Source organism: Photobacterium japonica, assembly GCF_050337005.1.
Lineage (GTDB): Bacteria > Pseudomonadota > Gammaproteobacteria > Enterobacterales > Vibrionaceae > Photobacterium > Photobacterium japonica.
Genome location: NZ_JAKJSN010000020.1, coordinates 57,392 through 78,270 on the forward strand (window position 1 = coordinate 57,392; position 20,879 = coordinate 78,270).

Annotated in this window: 13 protein-coding genes; 7 read left to right on the forward strand and 6 right to left on the reverse strand. The window is 49.7% G+C overall.

What is annotated here, in order from left to right; genetic code table 11:
* Positions 1–32 precede the first annotated feature (32 nt).
* Positions 33–6,161, reverse strand: a complete 6,129-nt coding sequence (locus L4C36_RS09155) for a fibronectin type III domain-containing protein (RefSeq protein ID WP_428477502.1) — start codon at positions 6,159–6,161, stop codon at positions 33–35.
* A 347-nt stretch (positions 6,162–6,508) separates the two neighbouring features.
* On the opposite strand from L4C36_RS09155, the gene L4C36_RS09160 reads away from it, so the two are divergent.
* Complete coding sequence (locus L4C36_RS09160; protein ID WP_428477503.1) at positions 6,509–7,873, forward strand: transglycosylase SLT domain-containing protein; 1,365 nt, start codon at positions 6,509–6,511, stop codon at positions 7,871–7,873.
* A gap of 3 nt (positions 7,874–7,876) precedes the next feature.
* Here the strand turns inward: L4C36_RS09160 and L4C36_RS09165 are convergent, their stop codons facing one another.
* The 3 genes from L4C36_RS09165 to L4C36_RS09175 all read right to left on the reverse strand — a co-directional run bounded on the left by L4C36_RS09165 (position 7,877) and on the right by L4C36_RS09175 (position 12,347).
* On the reverse strand, positions 7,877–8,203 hold the full coding sequence (locus L4C36_RS09165) for a hypothetical protein (protein WP_428477504.1): 327 nt from the start codon (positions 8,201–8,203) through the stop codon (positions 7,877–7,879).
* A 565-nt stretch (positions 8,204–8,768) separates the two neighbouring features.
* Entirely contained in the window at positions 8,769–10,769 is a 2,001-nt protein-coding gene (locus L4C36_RS09170) for a sensor histidine kinase (protein ID WP_428477534.1), read from the reverse strand.
* Positions 10,770–10,814: 45 nt separating this feature from the next.
* The gene (locus L4C36_RS09175) at positions 10,815–12,347 is read right to left on the reverse strand and encodes a sigma-54-dependent transcriptional regulator (RefSeq protein WP_428477505.1); all 1,533 of its coding nucleotides are present in this window, start codon (positions 12,345–12,347) and stop codon (positions 10,815–10,817) included.
* Positions 12,348–12,633: 286 nt separating this feature from the next.
* On the opposite strand from L4C36_RS09175, the gene L4C36_RS09180 reads away from it, so the two are divergent.
* From L4C36_RS09180 to L4C36_RS09205, 6 genes are all read left to right on the forward strand, one after another.
* Positions 12,634–13,446, forward strand: coding sequence for an ABC transporter substrate-binding protein (locus L4C36_RS09180; protein ID WP_428477506.1), 813 nt, complete (start codon positions 12,634–12,636; stop codon positions 13,444–13,446).
* The gene (locus L4C36_RS09185; protein WP_428477507.1) at positions 13,447–14,148 is read left to right on the forward strand and encodes an ABC transporter permease; all 702 of its coding nucleotides are present in this window, start codon (positions 13,447–13,449) and stop codon (positions 14,146–14,148) included.
* Positions 14,149–14,161: 13 nt separating this feature from the next.
* Positions 14,162–14,866, forward strand: coding sequence for an ATP-binding cassette domain-containing protein (locus tag L4C36_RS09190; RefSeq protein ID WP_428477508.1), 705 nt, complete (start codon positions 14,162–14,164; stop codon positions 14,864–14,866).
* The gene (gene mobA / locus L4C36_RS09195; RefSeq protein WP_428477509.1) at positions 14,853–15,437 is read left to right on the forward strand and encodes a molybdenum cofactor guanylyltransferase MobA; all 585 of its coding nucleotides are present in this window, start codon (positions 14,853–14,855) and stop codon (positions 15,435–15,437) included. The genes L4C36_RS09190 and mobA overlap by 14 nt, the downstream gene beginning before the upstream one ends.
* On the forward strand, positions 15,434–17,203 hold the full coding sequence (locus tag L4C36_RS09200) for a bifunctional molybdopterin-guanine dinucleotide biosynthesis adaptor protein MobB/molybdopterin molybdotransferase MoeA (protein WP_428477510.1): 1,770 nt from the start codon (positions 15,434–15,436) through the stop codon (positions 17,201–17,203). The genes mobA and L4C36_RS09200 overlap by 4 nt, the downstream gene beginning before the upstream one ends.
* 809 nt (positions 17,204–18,012) lie before the next feature.
* Positions 18,013–18,732, forward strand: a complete 720-nt coding sequence (locus L4C36_RS09205) for a DUF3581 domain-containing protein (RefSeq protein ID WP_428477511.1) — start codon at positions 18,013–18,015, stop codon at positions 18,730–18,732.
* A gap of 63 nt (positions 18,733–18,795) precedes the next feature.
* Here L4C36_RS09205 and L4C36_RS09210 read toward each other — a convergent pair whose 3' ends face one another.
* Positions 18,796–20,154 carry a MipA/OmpV family protein gene (locus tag L4C36_RS09210; RefSeq protein WP_428477512.1) on the reverse strand — a complete coding sequence of 453 codons (1,359 nt, stop codon included), beginning with the start codon at positions 20,152–20,154 and terminating at the stop codon, positions 18,796–18,798.
* Between the two features lie 152 nt (positions 20,155–20,306).
* Positions 20,307–20,615, reverse strand: a complete 309-nt coding sequence (locus L4C36_RS09215) for a DUF496 family protein (RefSeq protein WP_428477513.1) — start codon at positions 20,613–20,615, stop codon at positions 20,307–20,309.
* Between the last annotated feature and the right edge of the window lie 264 nt (positions 20,616–20,879).

Genomic DNA, 20,879 nt, shown 5'->3' on the forward strand with positions numbered 1-20,879 from the left:
CGGACTTAATACGAACTTCAACGGGCTTCATGTTAATCAGCCGCACCATTCCCACGCTGTTGACACGTTTCACCATCATTTCGGCAACCGGGCATACCGTTATTCTCTAACGGGTTGGGCAAATCTCCTCGCCGTGGCTCGTTGCCACCATGATTACCGAAGGTCGTACCATACCAGCCAAACGGAGTATCAAATGGCAACGTCGAGAACGGCATCTGCGCTGTCGCTGAATCGGATAGTGAATCCAATCTTGAACTCTGGAAATCACAGGTGCTGTTCATGGCGGGTGAGGTAATAAAGCACGCTTTAGCCTCGGCCTGTCGCGTTACCGACAAGGTGGACGTAAACCGGTATGTCCCCAACGTACAATGCGCATAGGTCGAACAACTCGACTCAGTACGCGGATCACCATGAGTGTTGCTATGACGGGTTTTCAAGCTAACCACACGATACGGGATTGTCACTTGCGCTTTTGGCGCTAATGACGAGGGAATAGCTGAAGGCAAAAACGAAAATTGCACATACTCATCCGAAGGCGGCAATGCCAACGACACGTTCTCGGCAGGCAATAAACCGTGATTGGTTAAGGTTAACTCGCCATACACCACATCCCCCGCTTGTAAGTCAGGTAACGCTATCGAACTCGGTGACATCACCACAACAGCGGCAGGCACATCGGTTTCGTGCGCCACATCAAACACGACTGGCGCTGGCTTCGACGCCGCATTGTCTTTTGATGGCGATGTTGATGTTGATGTGGATGATACCGTATTCGCCGCCCAACCCATTGATGTGGTTTGATAATCTAGAAACACGTCAAAATTCCTCACGATGCTTGGCGCGATATGGATCTCGCCCGATTTGTCATCGTGATGTGGCGCTGAAATGACGTACCGATATTGACCGTGCTGCATCTTCGGTAAAAAGATTTCACCCGCATCATCGGTCACCGCATCGTACTGCACCGACGGTAAATCCACATGCTGCAAGCGCACCAACGCATCGGCTTTACCCCGAATAATGTTGCCATTGGCATCTAGCGAGCCGCTATAAAGGTTATCGACCTTAAACTGCATCCCCCCCGTCTGTTGTGCGGAGACCAACGCAATGATCGGGATGTCTCTGACAGGGTAATTGTTACAGGTGACTCGCAACTTATAGTGATACACCCGCGGGCGCAGTTGATTTTGTGGTGACAACGTCACGCTAACACCGACTCGCTCTCCAGGGGCGATATCCCCCAGCGTCGAGGCGCCGTTCAGCGTGATCCAGCCGGATGCGGGCGAGTTATCTTGTGCCAACAATTGTACATTCACGTTCTTCATATCGCCGTGACCGTGATTTTCTAACTGCACAGTCTCACTCACTGTCCCCGAGGTGGTTACGCCGGTTTCTATTTGTGAGGGGGAATAAAACAGTGTCGGCGTTTTCTGCCCTAAGGTGTAGTCCAGCGTGACGGACGCCAATGCTTTATCGCCCGTCATGCTTGATCTCAGTTGTAAAGGCAACGTCCCGCGCTCTGCACTGTGCGCATTGGCGGTAAACTGGATCGGCAATGGCATTTCACTCAATCCTGCAACGTACGTCGGGGCCGGCGCGTTCAAGGTAATGCCCGTGGGTAATATGCCATCGACATGCCAATACACCCCGTCGTAATCCACATCAAGCGGATTACGCAGCGTCACAGCCACCTCGGCTGTTTCATTACGTGGTGTCAACAGCGAATACGCCGTCACATTCGGGTGCAGACGACTAATGTGGAAACCGCCCTGATCAGGCCGATCCGTGCTGGTAGGATGAATAATAGAAAAACGGTATCGCCCGCTTTCTTGCGCCGTCGGCTGATACTGATAACGGAACATGCCGTTAATATCCGATGCCAATGTCACGGTTTTCTCAAACCCATCAATATCGAACACCATTTGTAAGCTGGCATTGGGCACCCGTTCATGGGTATGGCTATCACGCACTTCACCTTCCAGCGTGATGGGCTGACCGCCATACGCGATCGTCGGGGTCACGGTATGCAGTTCGGCATAATACGCAGGCAACACGGTGGATACCGCTTGGCGGTGTGACATGCCCGCCAATTCAGCCCCCAGCGGTTCCTCTTGCGGACTATTCGCGGAAGGATGATAGAAAGGTCGATAGATAAGCGATGCAATGGCCACGTCCAATATCGCGTTATCCGGCGCGTTATCCGGCACACGCATGGCAACCCAAGGAGAAGTGAACGTGCTGTTCGCGGCAATGGTGATTGACGTTGTTGGCTGATCTGCCTTTGTCATTAAAGCCGCTGTCTGTGCCGTGTTCTGCAGTGAAGCCTTCACCAATGAAGCATCTGACCACGCTGTCGTGGTGAGCACATTGTCTTCACTGTCATACAGGCTAAATGTCACGGCATCTGCAACCGCTGCCGTGTCGAGGATGATCGGTAACGCAGAATCATTTTCCAACTGAAACCGCACTTGAGCCGTTTCACCACGCACAGTATTTTTACTGTCAAGGGTCAATACATAACGGCTGTCTGTAACGGCTTGTATAAAGGTACGCTGTATGTCGACGCGATCACCCCCTGACGGCTGAATCACTAACGAGACCGACACGTTTTCTGTCGCTTGCCAATCCGTATGCCCTACCACTGGGACTGTTACCGTCACTGGCGCATTGACCGTTGCAGTTGGCGCTTTCGCATTCGATGCCGTCACCGCAAACGGCACAGAGCGATACGTTTTCCCCGCCACCGTGACATGCAGTTGCGCATTCTCAATCTCAGCGTCACTCTGTACATCAAATGACAAAAGATTCATCACGCCGCGTTGTAAGCTTTTTGACCGTGGACCTTTTGTATCGGTGAGAGATATCGTCACATACGGCAGCGTCACGCCTCGGACTAGACTTTGCTGGCCGTTATCATCAAGGGCAACCAGCTGATACGTGCGCGCCTGACGTTCAAAACCCACGTCTGTATAGTGGTTTTGTGTTAGCGTCCGGGTGTTTAGCGGCGTCGTTTTATGCTCGGCCGCCAAACGCACCTCAAACCCTTCAATGGCATCATTTGGATGCTGCCAACGGATCACTGGAGCATCTTTATCGCGTTGCGTGATCACCACGTTATTAACCGGCAAAATCGGCGCATGAAAAAACACCGGTACAGACGGAGCTGATTCATTCCCCGCGGCATCTAACGCCGTCACCACATACACCGCGTTATCCACCAGCGGTGCACGGTCAACGATAGCCTGTGTATTCGTGATATGTCCGAGGGTACTGTCATAAGCAACATGCGTGATGAGAGCAGCGTCAGCCAAAGCGGTAAACTCATCACCCGCCTGACGGTACACTCGATAACGCGAGTCCATTTCGACGCCGTTGTCGGTCTCAGTATTCGGGACCCACTGCACATGCACGCCATCCGACTGTAACGTTGCTGTCAATGAATACGGGGCGTTTGGTGCTTGGCTGTCACTGTCGACGACCACTTCTTCACTGTGTTCGCTGACGATGCCACTTAGCGTATTCGATGACTGCACTTTTGATGACTGAGCTTGAGATGACCGAGCTTGAGACAAATCCGTACTCGGCTGACGCACACTGACCACCGCGTACACATAACGGCCATCGGCAGGCACGGTATCGGTAAACGCCACATGGTCTTCGGTTTGAGCCGACGCCGATACCTCAGCAATGCGCGTCATCGCTTCATCATTGATGCCGCGACGGTAAATCGCGTACCCTGCCGCCTGTTCAACCGGTTGCCACCCTAACGCCACTTGCCCCTTCGCTTGTGATGTCGCACTCACGATAGTGGGGATAGCCAAAGCGGGTAATTCGCCTTGGTAGACTTCTATCTCCGCAGGCTGCAAATACCCTGATTGCGTATTCCCCAATGTGTCCGTTGCTTGATATGTCAGACGTAATACGTCCACTTTCTCATACCCCAATGACGGTGGCAGAGTGTAAGACGCCAACCAACGTGTAGCCGATTGCTGTGCCAAGGAGGTAACGGGTAAGGCATCCCCCTTCGCGCGCTGCAATGCAAACACAGGTGGAATCCCCAAAGGTTCATTCATTTCAACCGCAAAACGAAGCACCGCAGGTTGGTCGGGATCATTTTTGATAGGGTTTGTTGTATAAAACTCGACGTCTTTCACTACAGGCCCTGCGGTATCTATCTGTACATGGGCGGATTCTGGGGCAACGTCAGTGCCCCGATTTCCAACCTGATCGCGAGCAGAAAACAAGACGTTCGCTTCGCCGACGGCATCCCCTGCATGGTATCCCTCAGGAATGACCAACTCGCCGACAAATTCATCGGCATCTATCGTATCAACAGGCGATAACACCACTCCCAACGGACTTTTGCCTTCCGCCTGGATGGCAAGATACGGGATTGTCGCAACCGGTTCATTCAATAACAGCGTCACCTTGACGCGTCCAGGCCCCAACAACGGCGGCGTTAGATCAGGCGTTGACATACCGTCATACAGCTTAGGCAGATCACGAACAGGCTCAAACAGTACCGCCTGCGCCATCGGCAACGTGCGATCAGAGACCGCAACCACTTGCGAGGACAGTTCGCCTTGACGGCCATCCATCGATACTGGCTCTACGCGGTAATAGTAATGCCCATCCAGAGGAGGCACGTCATCAAATACCGATTGAGTGATTGGGTAGGTATTCAATTTTTCGGCGGTGTCTGCATCCGTAAATGGCTGTGCACTGCGATACAGATTATACGTCACCGTTTTACGGCCACTGTAGGGCTGCCATTGCAGCGCGATACGCCCTTTCGGGTGCGCCGTGGCAACAACGCCCGTCGGTTGTGGCGGAATATTGGGGTCGAGCACAATCCCCACCGATGATGACGGCTCACTTTTCCCCGCCCGATTTTTCGCGTAGGCCACGACCGTATTCAGGCCATTGGTCAGCGCAACGGTCAATCTGGATTGCCCTCGCGCATCGGCTTTTTGCCATGGCAATGCTTCGCCATTCACCACCAACTGAACCGCTTGATGGGCATGCGCCGCCACCACCACCGAAGACATTGGATGGCGGGTATGCTCACTCGGCGGCGGACTGATGATTGCTGGCGCATCCGGAACGTTTTTCAACACATGCAACGGATACGTGAGCGTCGTCGTATTATCCAGACTATCTTGTGCTATCACGGTCAGGGCATATTCCCCGTCCTCGAGCTTATCAACCACTAAGGGACGTTCGAAATCCGACGCTGGTTGAAACGCCTGACCCAACGAGTGTTCACTCAAACGCTTATCCGAATCGTGGTTCAAGCGGCTACTCAACCGATAATTGACCACCGATACGCCGCTGGGATCATTCACCTCCACAGTCAATCGCCCATCGGCCACCACGTTGTTGTCCAGCGCTGTCAGCGGGATCCCATCCAAAAACACGTCCGTAATCTCCGGGCCTTGCTGATCCACCTGCGGTATCACTGCCACACTTTGTACAGCGGGGTTTTCCAGCCCCATGCTGTTCACCACGCTCACCCCGATATGGTAAGTGCGATCATTGGTCAGCCCCATCAGCACCGCTTGGCGCGCATCGCTATTCACCGTCAAGTACGGTGCTACATCGTCAACCGATGCAAATGGCGAGTCGGAAACGTAGACCTTATAGGCCGAGACAAATTGATAAGGGCTGGATGGCTGCCAGTGCAACAACGCTTGTCTGTCCAGCGCCATCACATTGACTGCGCTTGGGTTCACCAATAATGACACGGTTGATACCGAGCTCGATTCGCCTTCGTTGCCCACGGGATTTATGGGGGTCACCGTAATGGTGTAACGCGCAGCAGGCACCAAAGGAGAAAACGTAAAGGTGTCCACATCCCGCGCCAACGCAATCGGCGCTTGCTGGTTGATCGTGACATGATAGCCCGCCAGATCCGCCGCGTGCTGCGCATTCGGTTTTTGCCATGACACGGTTAAATTATTCGCACTGACATGGGTGATTTTGAGCGCTTGCACTTTATCCGGTAGTACATTGTTAGGATGGAAAATCGACTGTGAGCGTTTGGTCATACCGCGATTGGCAGACTCTGACGGTATATCCACACCGGCATCTTGTGCACTGGCAACATTTTGCACACTGAACAAACTGCCCACGGCAAACAAGATACAAACATGTCTTCGCATTCACTCACGTTCCATTTTAGCGATGTAGAGACACGATTATAATACAGAGGCATTGTGTAAATGATTCCGTATTATCAGACACTTAGAGGCATGACGAAAGAATGGAAAAAATGACGCCATACTTGCATCATTTACTGGAAACACGTCACGAAACAGACATTTTCTCACTGACACCTGTGTCGATGCTGAGCATGATCTCATTGTTTAGAGGACTGTTTTGCATTCTGGATATCCCGGACAATTACATTGCCCGCCTCGATCAATCGTTAATATCACTGCTAATCTTTCAAGACAACGCAAATTAATTGCACCTCTATCAATAACTAACGACCGTCTGTGATTTATCTATGATTGTGCCCTATCTTTTTTTAGCCAGTATTGTTGTCTTAATTGCAGGATGCCAGAACATTTCTGCTCACATCGAACAGCCAGAGGCAACGGATCCGCCTGATCTGACCGAGGAACAGGCGCTCGCCAGCGCGCACACCTTATCGGTAGACACGCTGAATCACCGCTGCCCCATTTCCAGTGAGTTGTTTGAAGGCAGCTATATTGCCACGGGGGAAAATGAAACCCGGGCACAATCCGCTTCGCGTTCAGTACCCCTCATCACAAACGCAGAGACCCCGCCTGTCGACACCTCCGGCATCACGTCAAAACAAGCACAAACCACTCAATCAACTAAAGCGATTCAAGCTATCCCCCCCCCATGGCCACACGAAGTCCTCCCCCCTGCGCTACCACAGGAAGCCCCAGAAATCTGGGAGGTACTGAGCAGCCAATTCAGCATGAATGTACCGAATAATCGCCGTATCAATCAGCATAAACGGTGGTTTATCAACAACCCCTATCACATTGAAACCGTAACAGCCCGGGCTGAACCGTTTTTGTATTACCTGTATCAGCAAGTGAAGGCGCGAGACCTTCCTATCGAACTGGCCTTACTGCCGTTTATTGAAAGCAGTTTCGATCAGTTTGCCCATTCCCATAAAGGCGCTGCCGGTTTATGGCAAATCACCGCGCCGACCGGCCGTACGTTTGGTTTAACCATTACTTCCGGCTATGACGGCCGCCGCGATATTGTGGCATCCACCCAAGCCGCGCTGGATTTACTGGAATATTTATACGAGAGATTTGATAAAAATTGGCTCCATGCCATTGCGGCCTACAATACCGGCGGGGCAAGAGTCAGAAATGCCATCAAGAAAAACCGCGCCGCAGGGAAATCTACCGATTTTTGGGCATTAAAACTGCCGAGAGAAACCCGCCATTATGTCCCGAAATTATTAGCCATGGCGGAACTCGTCAAACAACGCCAGCAATACCCTTTAACGTTTGCCAGCATTAAAGCGGAACCCCAAGTGGAAGAAGTAGTGATTCAGAAACGCATTCGATTAAAACATTTGGCGGGTTATGCCGGTATGTCGAGTAAAACGCTTTACCATCTCAACCCGGGATATACGGGGGGATATACGATGAAGAAAACAGAAAATACGATTTTACTGCCGGTCGCCCACCGCACAACGTTTTATGATAATGAGAAATCGAAAAAAGTCACCAAGCAGTCTTTTGTGGTATACGACATACAAGCGGGTGATTCACTTAATCAACTGGCAAGGTTGAACAACACCTCTGTCGATATGATCAAACAAGTGAACCACCTGTCGCATTCTTTCATTGTTGCGGGTCAAACTATCCTGATCCCCGAATAGCGATTATTCTGCGGTTGCATTGAAAAAGGTTTCTTGAACAACGGGTTGAGCGTCTTGTTTCTGCTGGATCGATAAGGCGTTCATCGCTTGTTTTTCTAATGACGTTAACACTTCAAGATCAGAGTCATTATGCGATAGTGACAATCCGAGCAAGATGCCAGAAAGTAAACACACTGGAGCAATTAAACTGCGGATCACCATAATACATGACATCGCTGCGACAGAAATCAGCGTGGCCATATAAATATTGCCGTCTATGTCAGAATAGAATGCAACATACAGCGCCRAGCATTGCAGCAAAACGCCAAACATTAATAAAAGTAATTTCATCACCACCACCACTGAACGTATTTTCTTTTAGTATAGGAAAAATATTTTTAAATATATCGTGGATTTAACCCTAGCCTGTAAATCCTACCTTCRGGTGACAACTATTCAACGCATCCCTTCCTTTTCTGCCATGTGCGCTGGTAATCTAATATGAACATTTCACTACTAACATAAAAAAAAGGGGTGCCATCACGTTTTTGGAATCTAAAATATGAGAAATTTGAACTACACTTTAATTTAGTAAATTTAACGATTCCGTCATCACTCTGTCATAAAAAGGACGTCTATGCAGCATCAAGAAATGATCAACCCTACCCACGCCGGCATTATCACACGTACTGCCTTGATCGGTTTTGTCTTCATGCTCTTTGGTATGGTCTTCATGTAACATGCGTTCATGTTGATTAGCTAGAAAGCAGATAATAACGAGTCTTTCATTGTGTCTTGTTTCCTCTTATCCCAAACGTAAAAAAGGCATGAATCAATCATGCCTTTTTTTGTCACACCCCGTTTTTTATCACATCCAGTTTTTCACGCCCCGGTGCCGCCTGTCTGGGTTATTCCACTAACAGATACTTTCTAACTCCAGCGTCAGTTTACTGCCTGACGAGGCTTTTTCTGGGAGGAAAATCGTAAAGGTTGCCCCTTCATCTTGTGTCGAGGTCACCGAGATTTCCCCACCAATGCCGGTGATGATCCCTTGGCTCACTGATAACCCCAGCCCTGTACCACTTCGACGCGTGGTAAAGAAAGGGTCAAAGATGCGCTGTATATTTTCAGCAGGGATCCCACAACCATGGTCAGCAATAATAACTTTTGCCCCAATAGCTTGCCCGTCATTATCCAACCAGTCTTCGGTTTTCACCTCAAGCACGCCGGCATCATCCATGGCATGCACCCCATTCATCTGCAAATTCACCAAGACCTGCAGAAGCTGGTGGCGATTCACTTCCACACAACAGCGTGCATTTAACTCAGCATGAATTTCAACATCCATTTTCTTCGTGCCGGTGCGCACTAGGGTCAGGCTTTCTTCCACCAGCGGGTTCAGGTGCTGCCACGTGACTTCATCTTGCACGCCACCTTGACGGCTATATTGCAACAAACTGCGGGTAATATTGCGAATACGGTCGATCTGTTCATGAATGGCGTCCAACTCTTCACGTACACGTTCCGTTTCGTCACCGAGTTCAAACTGCAGTAGCTCCACGTTACCCAGAATCACCGCCGTCGGGTTGTTAATTTCATGAGCAATACCCGCCGTTAGCTCGCCCAATGCAGCCAGCTTTTCGCTACTGACAAGGCGAGTTCGTGCCTGATTCAGCAACTTAATGTGCTGTTCTAACTCATGAGTTTTCTCATGCAGACTCAGCGTACGGTCCCTGACCTTGTCTTCCAATTCCAGTGAGGCGAGCTTGATCGCTTCATTGCGCTGATGCAGCTGATCCAACATGGTATCGAATTGTCGGCCGAGTATTTGTAACTCATGGCCGTCCGTTAAGTTCATACACCCAATACGGCGATCTAACCCGAGCTGCACGGCAGAAACGACTTGGTGCATCTTTTCGATGGGCCGGAACAAATCACGTGCACCGCGGTACACAATGACGCCGGAAAGCAATAACACCGCGACAATGCCAAAACCCAGCTCAACAATGTTGGTGAGGTAGATTTTGATCATCGGCCATTCCAGATAACCGGTGTACAGCATACCGATGATCTCGCCGTCTTTGTTTTTGAGCGGTTCATACGCCGATACATACCAATCGTCATACACGAAAGCGCGATCCACCCAATGCTCGCCCCGCACTAACACCGCATCATTCACATCTTGCGATACGCGGGTACCAATAGCACGGCCATTCAAGCGTTTGCTGTCCAACGGCACATTGGTACTGACACGAATGTCATTCATGAACAAAGTGACGGTGCCAATACTGCCTGCTGGCAAGGTATCAGACGCATAAACAAGATCACGGATCCTGTCCACCAGCGATGTGCTGTTATTGAGCAACATGCCGCCATCAACAATCCATTGCAATTGCCCTTGCTTGTTGAAGATCGGGATCAAGCTACGACTGATCAAGCCTTGCGACACAATCCCTTTTTCATTCAACAACGGGATCTGCGCTCTGGCAGGCAAATCGGGATTCAAGGTCGCCAGCTGATAAGCTTCTAGGGTCTGGAAGAACGTCTGCTCTTTGCCTGCCATCAACAGTTGGCGATTTTCTTTCGAGAATGCACCAAGTTCAGACGCCGGATGGATAACAACAAAGTCCAGATCATAATGCCCGGTTTGCTGTTTCACCCAATCGATCAGATCCCCTTCATGCTTGCGCATCGTATGCTGAAAATCATACGACTCGGTTAGCGCCATTAACCGCATGCGCTGCTCGCGTTGCAGCAACTCCATACTGTGATGCGCCACGGCCAAATCTGCCCGTACATTCATCAGGGCACTTTGCCAGGTGTACATCACCGTCCAATACATGGTCAGTGCAATCAACGCCAACAAGGTAATGATGATCGGCGTAGAAGTCAGGATAAGCAGGCGATAACGTACCATAGTACGCAAGCGTCGGATCCACATTGCAATAAACGGCTTCACGGCTTAATCCTGCTCCGTGGATAACACGGCTTCATCGGCCCAGTCTTTGTACTTACGCTCTAACGTTTTACGTGCCACGCCCAATTGACGCGCCGCCGCCGACTTATTGCCTTGGTGTGAATCCACCACTTGCATGATGTGCGCTTTTTCCACATCTTTCAGCGCCCAGTCACTCGGGTAACAATAGGTTTCCGCGTCACTATCCTGATCATGGCACTTACAAGGACGTTTACCGTCATCACCAAGCACGGAGTCACCGTGTAATGCGTCCTCATGGTCATGCCCATGATCGTCAGCGTCGAGGTGTTCGCGGGAATCCGCGCTATTGCTGCCTACGGGACGCAGTACCGCTTTATCCCCCGCTAATTCATGCCAATACTCGGCCGGCGGTTTACCTAACAGCAAACAACGTTCCATCATATTACGCAGTTCACGAATGTTACCCGGCCAGTCATAGGCTTGCATGGCCTGAATGTCTTCATGGGTCCAACTCACAGGCTTAGAGCCTAAATCTTTGGCTAATTGTTGGGTAAAATGGTGGGCCAAAGCAGGAATGTCTTCTAAACGTTCACGCAATGACGGTAATTCGATGGTCAACACATTCAAGCGGTAATACAGATCGCGACGGAAACGGCCTTCTTCCACTTCCTGTTTCAAGTTACGGTTAGTCGCCGCCACAATGCGTACATCCACCTGCACTTCGCGTTCTGCGCCCACTGGACGAATGGCCTTTTGCTCTAGCGCTCGTAATAACGACGATTGCATCGACAATGGCATTTCTCCAATTTCATCTAAAAATAACGTGCCATTATTAGCGACGCGGAACAGGCCTTCTCGGCCTTTCTTCGCACCGGTAAACGCACCTGAGACGTGACCAAACAATTCACTTTCTAATAAATCAGGCGCAATCGCCCCACAGTTGAGCGGCACAAACGGCCCACTGCGCTGGCTAAGTTGGTGCAGTGCACGGGCGACCAACTCTTTACCGGTGCCGGACTCGCCTTCCACCAACACGGCGGCGACGGATGGCGCTAACTGACCGATCAATTTTTTCATCGACAAGGTGCTTTGCGCATCACCAATAATGTCGACCGGATACGAACGCTCAACATCACGCTGCAGGGCAAAGTTCTGGCGTTCAACCATACGACGTTCAATACAACGCTGCACAGACTGCATCATCTGCTCGAGGTTAAACGGTTTGAGGATAAAATCAGACGCCCCAGCACGTAGCGCTTGGATTGCAGTGTCTAGATCGGCATACCCCGTCATGAAAATCACGTCGCTGCGACGCGTTGACGGATCAAACGCTTCATGCCATTCAATGCCAGAACGGCCCGGCAGATTGATATCCACAATCAATAGATCAAAGTGGCAACGCTTACGTAATTCTTCTGCTTCTTCAATACTGCCTGCCACATCCACTTGGGCAAACTGCTTACTTAAGGCTTTTTTTAAGATGGCGCGCATCCCTGGCTCGTCATCGACGACCAGTACCGAGACCGCAGACCATGTCATTGCCGCATTATCAGACATAAATATGTATTTTAACTATGGTTATGTGTGGGACATTTTGTCTCACAGCGATGACTTATGTCAAAGGTGTTTAATTATGTTTTGTTACCCCACCTAGCAATAAGCCAATAAAGCATTTAAAATCATTGCATTACAGAAATAAAAAGCGACCCTTCATTAAAAATGCCAAATTGGCATCCGAATTGCTTAAGGCACGGTATCTCAACGTTGTGTGTTTTGCCTTCATCGACACAGCGTTAACTGTAAATTCGTGTATCAATCAAATGACGCTATGTCAGGAAGACCTATGAAATTACTTAAATCAACACTCGTTATTATCGCGTTTTTGTCCACAAGTGCCGTTCAAGCCGCGCAAGACATGACTATTCGCTTGGCGACCACTACCAGTACCTACCATTCTGGCCTGTTGGATTACTTGTTGCCTGAATTCAAAAAAGACACCGGCTACGATGTCGAAGTGCTCGCGGCAGGTACCGGTAAGTCACTGCGTATGGGACAAAACGGCGATGTCGATTTGGTGATGACCCATGCCCCTAAAGCGGAAGCAACGTTCGTTGAAGAAGGTTACGGTGTACTTCCACGTAAGCTCATGCATAATGACTTCGTGTTGGTCGGCCCAAAAGCGGATCCTGCACACATCAGTGGCATGAACGACGTTGCAGCGGCACTGAAAACCCTTGCTAACGACAATGAAACGTTTGTGTCTCGTGGCGATGATTCAGGCACCCATAAAAAAGAATTGAACCTGTGGGCGCAATCTAAAATGGAACCTAACTTCGGCGGTTACAAAGCCGTGGGTCAAGGCATGGGTCCAACACTGAACATGGCGTCTGAACTGCAAGGCTACACCATCACTGACCGTGGTACGTGGTTGGCTTACCAGAATAAACTTGACCTTAAAGTGGTGCTTCAAGGCGATCCTCGTCTGTTCAATCCTTACCAGGTGATCTTGGTGAACCCAAGCCGTTACCCGGATATTAACTACCAAGGCGCGAAATCATTCAGCGATTGGTTGGTGAACACGAAAGCACAAACGCTAATCAACAACTACAAGCGACATGGCGAACAGCTATTCGTTGCGGATGCTATTTCTCAATAAATGGATATATGGCAAACCACACACCAGGCGATCCAACTGCTGTTAAGCGGGGATGCGTCCCTTTGGGGGATCGTCGGTGTTTCATTTTCTGTCTCACTGCTGGCGATTGGCATTGTGCTATTGCCAGCCATGTTGATGGGATTCGCCCTCGCCTACGGGACCTTCCCGGGGCGTTGGCTGATCTTGTCGTTAATGAATACCTTCCAGTCGATTCCGACCGTGGTGATTGGCCTACTGCTGTATATGCTACTCTCGCGCGCCGGCCCATTGGGTGACTGGAAAATGCTCTTTACCCAGCAAGCGATGATTTTAGGGCAAATTCTGATTTGTTTCCCACTGCTGGTTTCCATGATGCATGCGGCGTTTCAAAACAGTGACCGCCGGGCATGGGAAACCGCCTTAACGCTCGGCGCCAGCTTACCGCAAGCCTTTATCAGCTTGATGTGGGAATGCCGCTTCCCGTTACTGGCCGCGATCATTGCCGCGTTTAGCCGTGTGATCACCGAAGTGGGTTGTTCGATGATGGTGGGGGGAAACATTTTGAATTCTACCCGTAATATCCCCACCGCCATTGCGCTGGAAAGCTCAAAAGGCGCCTTTGCGCAAGGTGTCGCACTCGGAATGGTGTTACTGATTTTGGCGTTAGGACTAAACTTTTTCTTATCTGTGGCGCGTGGCAAAGCCCACCTGCGAACAAACTAAGCCGGAGATATTGATGACACAGCTCTCGATTCAGGCGCATGACCTGTCAGTAAGATTCAAGGATCGGCTACTGTTTCATGTTCCTAAGCTTATTCTTGGACCACAGGATGCGGTCTACCTGACCGGAGATAACGGCGTCGGCAAAACCACGCTGTTAAAAGTGTTGAGCGGATTACAGAAACCCACGACCGGCTCGATCAACTTGGCGCAACACTCGTTGCTACGACGAATGTTCTGCGCGCAAAGTAACAGCGGCGTGGTGTATATGCACCAAACACCGTACATGTTTGACGGCAGCATTCTGGATAATGTCTGTTATGGCTTAAAATTCAGCGTAACGAACCGCCGTCACCGTCGAACAGAAGCCATTAATGCCTTACGTATGGTAGGGTTAGAGACCTTGGCCGATGAACACATCTCCGTGTTGTCGGGCGGGGAACGGCAACGTGTGGCAATGGCACGTGCATGGGTGTTAAAACCCGGCGTACTGTTGATGGATGAATCCAGCGCCAGCTTGGATCCGGAATCCATCGAGCGGTTAGTGGTACTGAGCAAAGACTTGATTGAGCGTGGCACCAGCTTGGTGATCACCAGCCATCAAAAAAACGCCCTGACCGATCTCTGCCGTCGTCAATGGACGATTGCCGATTCAAAACTTATTGAACGCGCTGAACTGCAATTGGTAGACGAGGACAAAAATACCTATGCCTATGCCTGAAAATACACACTGGGTGATCTTAGCGGGCGGACAAGCCAGCCGTATGGGTGGCAATGACAAAGGGTTAGTTGAATTAGCGGGACGTGCCATGGTTGAGCACGTGATGGCGACGTTGAAGCCACAAACCGCCGCGATCACGATTAACGCAAACCGTAATCAAGATACCTACCGCCAGTATGGCGATGTGTTTGGCGATCATATTGCAAATTACCCGGGGCCGTTAGGCGGCATGCATGCCGCCCTTCACCATCTGTCTGATGAATGGATCGGCTTTGTGCCGTGTGATTGCCCGCAACTGCCGGAGGATCTGGTCGCCCGCATGAGTGCGGCATGCGACAGCAACACCGACATTGCCGTTGCCCACGATGGCGAACATATTCAACCTGTCGTCACACTGGTTAACCGCCGCATTTTGCCTCAGTTAGAGGCCTTTCTTGCCAATGGTGACCGTAAAATTATCCTGCTGTATAAGCAGTGCACGATGGTCACCGTCGACTTTAGCGACCAACCTAACGCGTTCGTTAATCTGAATACGCCAGAAGAACTCAAACAATTCGGACAAGATTTATGAGCCAGATTAAAGCGTCTCTTCCCCTGCTGGGGTTTGCTGCATGGAGCGGTACCGGCAAAACCACCCTATTAGAAGCCATGCTGCCACACCTTGTGGCGCGTGGCATTCGTGTCGCCGTGATCAAACACGCCCACCACAATTTTGATATCGACCAAGAAGGCAAAGACAGCTACCGCCTGCGTAAAGCCGGTGCGGGTCAAATGCTAATCTCTTCTCGTTACCGTCAAGCCTTAGTGACCGAAACCCCCGACGAAGAGGCTACCCTGCCCCAACTGATCGCAAAGCTGGATCAAACCGCATTGGATTTGATTCTGGTCGAAGGCTTTAAAAAATGCGATTTTCCAAAAATTGAACTATACCGTGAAGAAATCGGTAAACCTTGGCTGCACCCTGACGACAGCAACATCGTCGCGGTTGCCGCGAACGTCCCGGCCCCGACCGATCTGCCACAGCTCGACATCAACAACCTTGACCAGTTAACCGATTTTGTTGTGAACCTTGCCAAGCAAGAAGCTACTGAAACGTTGAGCTGTAGTGATATCGACGCATCAGGCATGCTGTCTGTAGCAGAAGGCCGCGCAAAAATACTGACCCAGATTGTCCCACCGACAACCCAGATTGATGTCGACCTGAAAGACGCATTGGGACAAATTGTCGCATCAGACATTCTGTCGCCAGTGAATGTGCCGCAGCACACCAATTCAGCAATGGACGGCTATGCGATTCGTGGTGATGACATCGGCCGTGACAGCTACCAGGTTGTCGCGCACATTATGGCCGGTCACAGCTATGATAAGCCATTAGCCGAAGGGGGAGCGGTTCGCATCATGACCGGTGCGCCCGTACCGCAACATGCTGATACCGTGATCATGCGTGAACAAGCACAACAAGACGGTGACAGCGTCACGTTTGATGTGGCGATGGGCGCGATTAAACGCGGCCAGAACGTTCGTCAAGCCGGTGAAGATTTGGCATTAGGCCAAGCTGCCGTTGCTGAAGGCACACAAATTACGGCGCCAGAGCTGGGCATGATCGCCTCACTCGGTTTACACCGTGTCGAGATTCGCCCACAAGTCCGTGTTGCCATTTTCTCAACCGGTGATGAAGTGCAACACCCGGGTGACGCACAAAAACCCAACTGCATTTATGATGCAAATCGCTACACCCTGCATGCGATGCTGACCAAGCTTGGCTGCGAGGTTATCGACTTGGGTATCATTGAAGACAGCGAAGCCGCATTGGAAGCCACGCTAACGGCTGCCAGTGAACAAGCCGATGTGATTTTGTCATCCGGTGGTGTCTCTGTCGGTGATGCGGATTACATCAAGACGATTTTGGATAAGTTGGGTCAGATCAACTTCTGGCGCATCAATATGCGCCCAGGTCGCCCACTGGCGTTTGGTCAGATTCAAAACACGCCGTTCTTTGGTTTACCGGGTAACCCTGTCGCCGTCATGGTGGCCTTCCTGCAATTTGTTGAGCCAGCCATTCGCAAACTACAAGGCATGGTTAACTGGGAAGCGCCTTACTTTATGGCCACCGCCACTGAAACGCTACGTTCACGTCCGGGACGTACCGAATACAGCCGTGGTACATTCAGTATTGATGCCAATGGGCGTTTAACCGTGTGTAGCACCGGCGGACAAGGTTCCGGTATTCTACGTTCAATGAGTGAAGCAAACTGCTTGATTGAAATTTTACCTGAACAGCCTGAAGTGGCTATTGGTGAAAAAGTGCGCGTGATCCCGCTGGTAAACCGCCTGTAAACCATACTTATACACAACGCCGATAAGCACACTCGCCTTCTGCGATTCACGCCGACCACCAAACAAGGTTCAAGGTCGGCGTTTTAATGGCCAACCGGTTTTTAGCGTCCAAACGCAAAAAAGCACCGGTTCTGGTACTCCGAAAGGAAACCAAAACAAGTGCTTTCATCAATTCTATCCTCGCGCCTCAGGGGCTACGCATAATTTAGCACTCAGCAAGCAACCTTCAACTCACGTTTTACCGTCAGCGTCGCGCCACTTACCGAGTGCCTGTTTTTTATACGCAGCTTCCTTGCTGCTTTATTTGTCCTGAGCTTCTACACGTCTAGAAGAAGGTGGGCTGTCAGGTTTTCAGTGTGAAAACCGAACGGCAATATTCTACTCAGATAAAGCAACACTCGCCTTGTGTCCAGTAAGGACACCTTGCTGTCTGTCATCTACGGTGCATGATGGTCATTATTGTCGTTTTATTCATTATGAACACATACCGTATTTGACCAATATTACAAAAAGTTACACTCGATTTCAGCAAATAAAATGTAGATTACATTGATAACTCAAACTTCAATGTGTTTAATCAACATTTAATGCGTCAAATAAATCACAAAACGTCAAATTCCTACCGAAATCATAACCAAATTGGTCAAATCACCCGCCCTCGCCGATTTAGCGCGCCATTTTTAATCGATTTGCGCTATGATGCTCCCTTTACCGTTCCTGTCGGCACGATCCACTGGCTAGACCATTTACGATGATCGAATCATGTAGAATAGCTGACAGTTTGATTAATCCACTGACAGTAGTGAAGCATGTTTCTAGAATCTTATTACGCCGAACAGAATGGTGAATTTTCTTTCACACGTGAGCAAGCGAGTCATTTTGCAAAAAAAATCGCTGGCGATTTCAATCCCATTCATGACGAAGACAACAAGCGCTTCTGTGTCCCTGGCGATCTACTCTTCTCTGTTGTGCTCGCAAAAGCAGGGATCAGTGAAAAGATGCGATTTGAATTCGCAGGCATGATCAGTGACAACATGTTGCTGAAAGCGGCACACAGCTGTTTCAACGACTTTGCTGTGGTCGACCGCAATGGCAAAGAATACCTGCATGTCACGCGTGAAGGCAGCATTAACACCAATGCCGCCCTGATTGAGCAAGTGACAAAAAGCTACGTACAATTTTCAGGCATGAATTTTCCGCACATCATGGTGCCATTGATGCAAGAAAAAAACATCATGATCAACCCAACACGTCCGTTGGTGATTTATGAAAGCATGGAAATTGACTTCACCCGCTTGGATCTTACTGCGCCCACGGTAGAACTGACCAAGTCAGAGATGGACGTTGACGGTAAACGCGGCAGTGTAACGTTACATTTCTGCTTTATGGAAAACGGGGAAGTGGTCGGTACAGGCCGTAAACGCATGCTAATGAGTGGGTTGAAGCCCTACTGCCAAGATGACATTGATGATTTGGTGAGTCGCTTTAACCAACGTAAAGTCGACTTCTCGGTAAAGCAAATGGCGTAATACGCCCTTTCGCTGAATACAAAAAAATCCCTATCTCGCGATAGGGATTTTTTTATTTACGTCTTAAAAATCGAACTGCACATACACGGTGTTGTAGTTACTGCCACCTTTGATACGACCAAACTGAGAGGCACTCTCGAAGATCGCCGACCGGTGATGTAAACTGTACCCCACCCACACGTTATTCAGTGACTTTTCATTGACTAAATCACCCACATTCACATCCACAGACAAATCGAGGAAGTTGAGCAACTTACTGGGCTCATACCCTTTTTCGTCCATCTCTGTTTGTTCAATATAGGTAATATCGCGGCTATAGGACAGCCCTTCAGCCACCCCGACACGCCATGTGAACGGCCAGTTCAGGGTATAATAGGCCTTAATCGCGACCACGAACTCTTGCGTACTGCTTTGCACCTCAGAGTGCCAATGCCACACCACACCCGGTGTCAGGTAAATGTCCAGCGGTACACCAAACAATTCGTCCGTCAGCGGGTGCCCATAAAAGAAAGACGTCAGCTGATTATTGTACGGGTCTTTGACTCGGTTACCGGCAAAGATATCACCGATGTTAGACGGTGTACCCCAGCCGTGCGCGAGACGGAAATACGGTTGCGTATTGATTTCTGGTTTTCTTGGTCGACTGCGATCATTAAAGAACCCGACCCCCAGAAATAGCTCCCCTTGCCAGTCTTCACTGACCATCTGCGCATCTCTGACCCCTTGACCAAAATGCCGCACAAACGCACCACCGACTAAATGTAACTGGGACGTGACGTGGTAACTGCCACCCACACCGGCTTTGATGTCGATCCCCGCATCAATGGGTTCAAGGTTCAGCCCGTAGTAATAACTGTTATAGCGTTCGCTTTTTACTATGGCACTGACCTCTGGCAATACGCGCCAGTTGTCAAACATCAAATCCGCACCAAGTGTCGCCTGTCCACTGAAACGTCCATCGGGGTCATTCAGCACATCAAACTGCGCGTAATAATCATCCCATGAATATTTAACTTGAAGGCCTAAGTCCGTGGTATCCCCGCCAATTTGGTTTTGAAATGAAGATGGGATATCAATAAAATGCATCCGCAATAATGCATTTAATTCCCAGTTATCTTTGCGGAAAAGGCACATCCCCCCTTCCGTGCCGTTCAAAAAGAACCGCTCACCTTTATAAAACATCATCGGCACAAACGTGGACACCGTACTGTCTTCCACCACCGATTTCGTCGCATAGGGGATCGTCGCGCCCCGAATGACGCCTGCAATACCCCATAATGCTTCGCTGTCTCGCTCTGCACGTAATGTATAAGGCGATACAGCCTGTGGCGTATCCACGCTATCGTCAGCGTCTGCAGCCCAGATAGGGGGATTTACCAGCAGTGGCGCACAGCCGACTAACCAACCTAAATGCTTAAACAAACCTACTCCCTACGGCTTGGCGACACACCATCAAAAAACGTACGTATGTCTTTATATTTGCGGATTATTTTAATCTATTTACGGCGCTATGTAAGTTTTTCATGCACAAAAAAAGCCCGATAAAAATCGGGCTTTAGTAAACAGTGGCGAAATTAATGGTGAGAAGCGATTTCTGCTTTCTTCAGATCTTTAACGCTCTTGCTTACTTCGCGGCGCTCTTTTGATAGCTCAGCACTGATGATGATGTGATCATCAACACGATCTTCGTAATCGCCTTTCATGTTTTCAACGATTTCAAGAATTTGATCGTGTGTCATGTCTGCCTTGATGTAATCAAGTAGGTTTTCAAGCAATTCAACACGCTTACGGTTATCGCGAATTTTACGATCGTTATCCAGGATCTCACGCTTTAGCTTATTCTTACGACGTGTTTGACGAACTAGCTCTAGGATATTATTCATTCTTTTTCCTTTTATGAATCTAAAAAACCTAACTCATCCCGTTATAACAGAAATCTTTGTTGCTACTCAAGTCACATTTTAACCATTCAAAAAAGATCATTCATTACTTTGATGTAGTGCAGAAACCCGCACACTAATCGTGGACGAAAAAGAAGCGTTATACCTCTCAGGCTGCCCCTGCGATTGACCACCCAATGATCCCCGTTCATACGCATTCCATGGGATATCAAGGATATAAACCGCGTTCGCTCAATAAACTTTCTG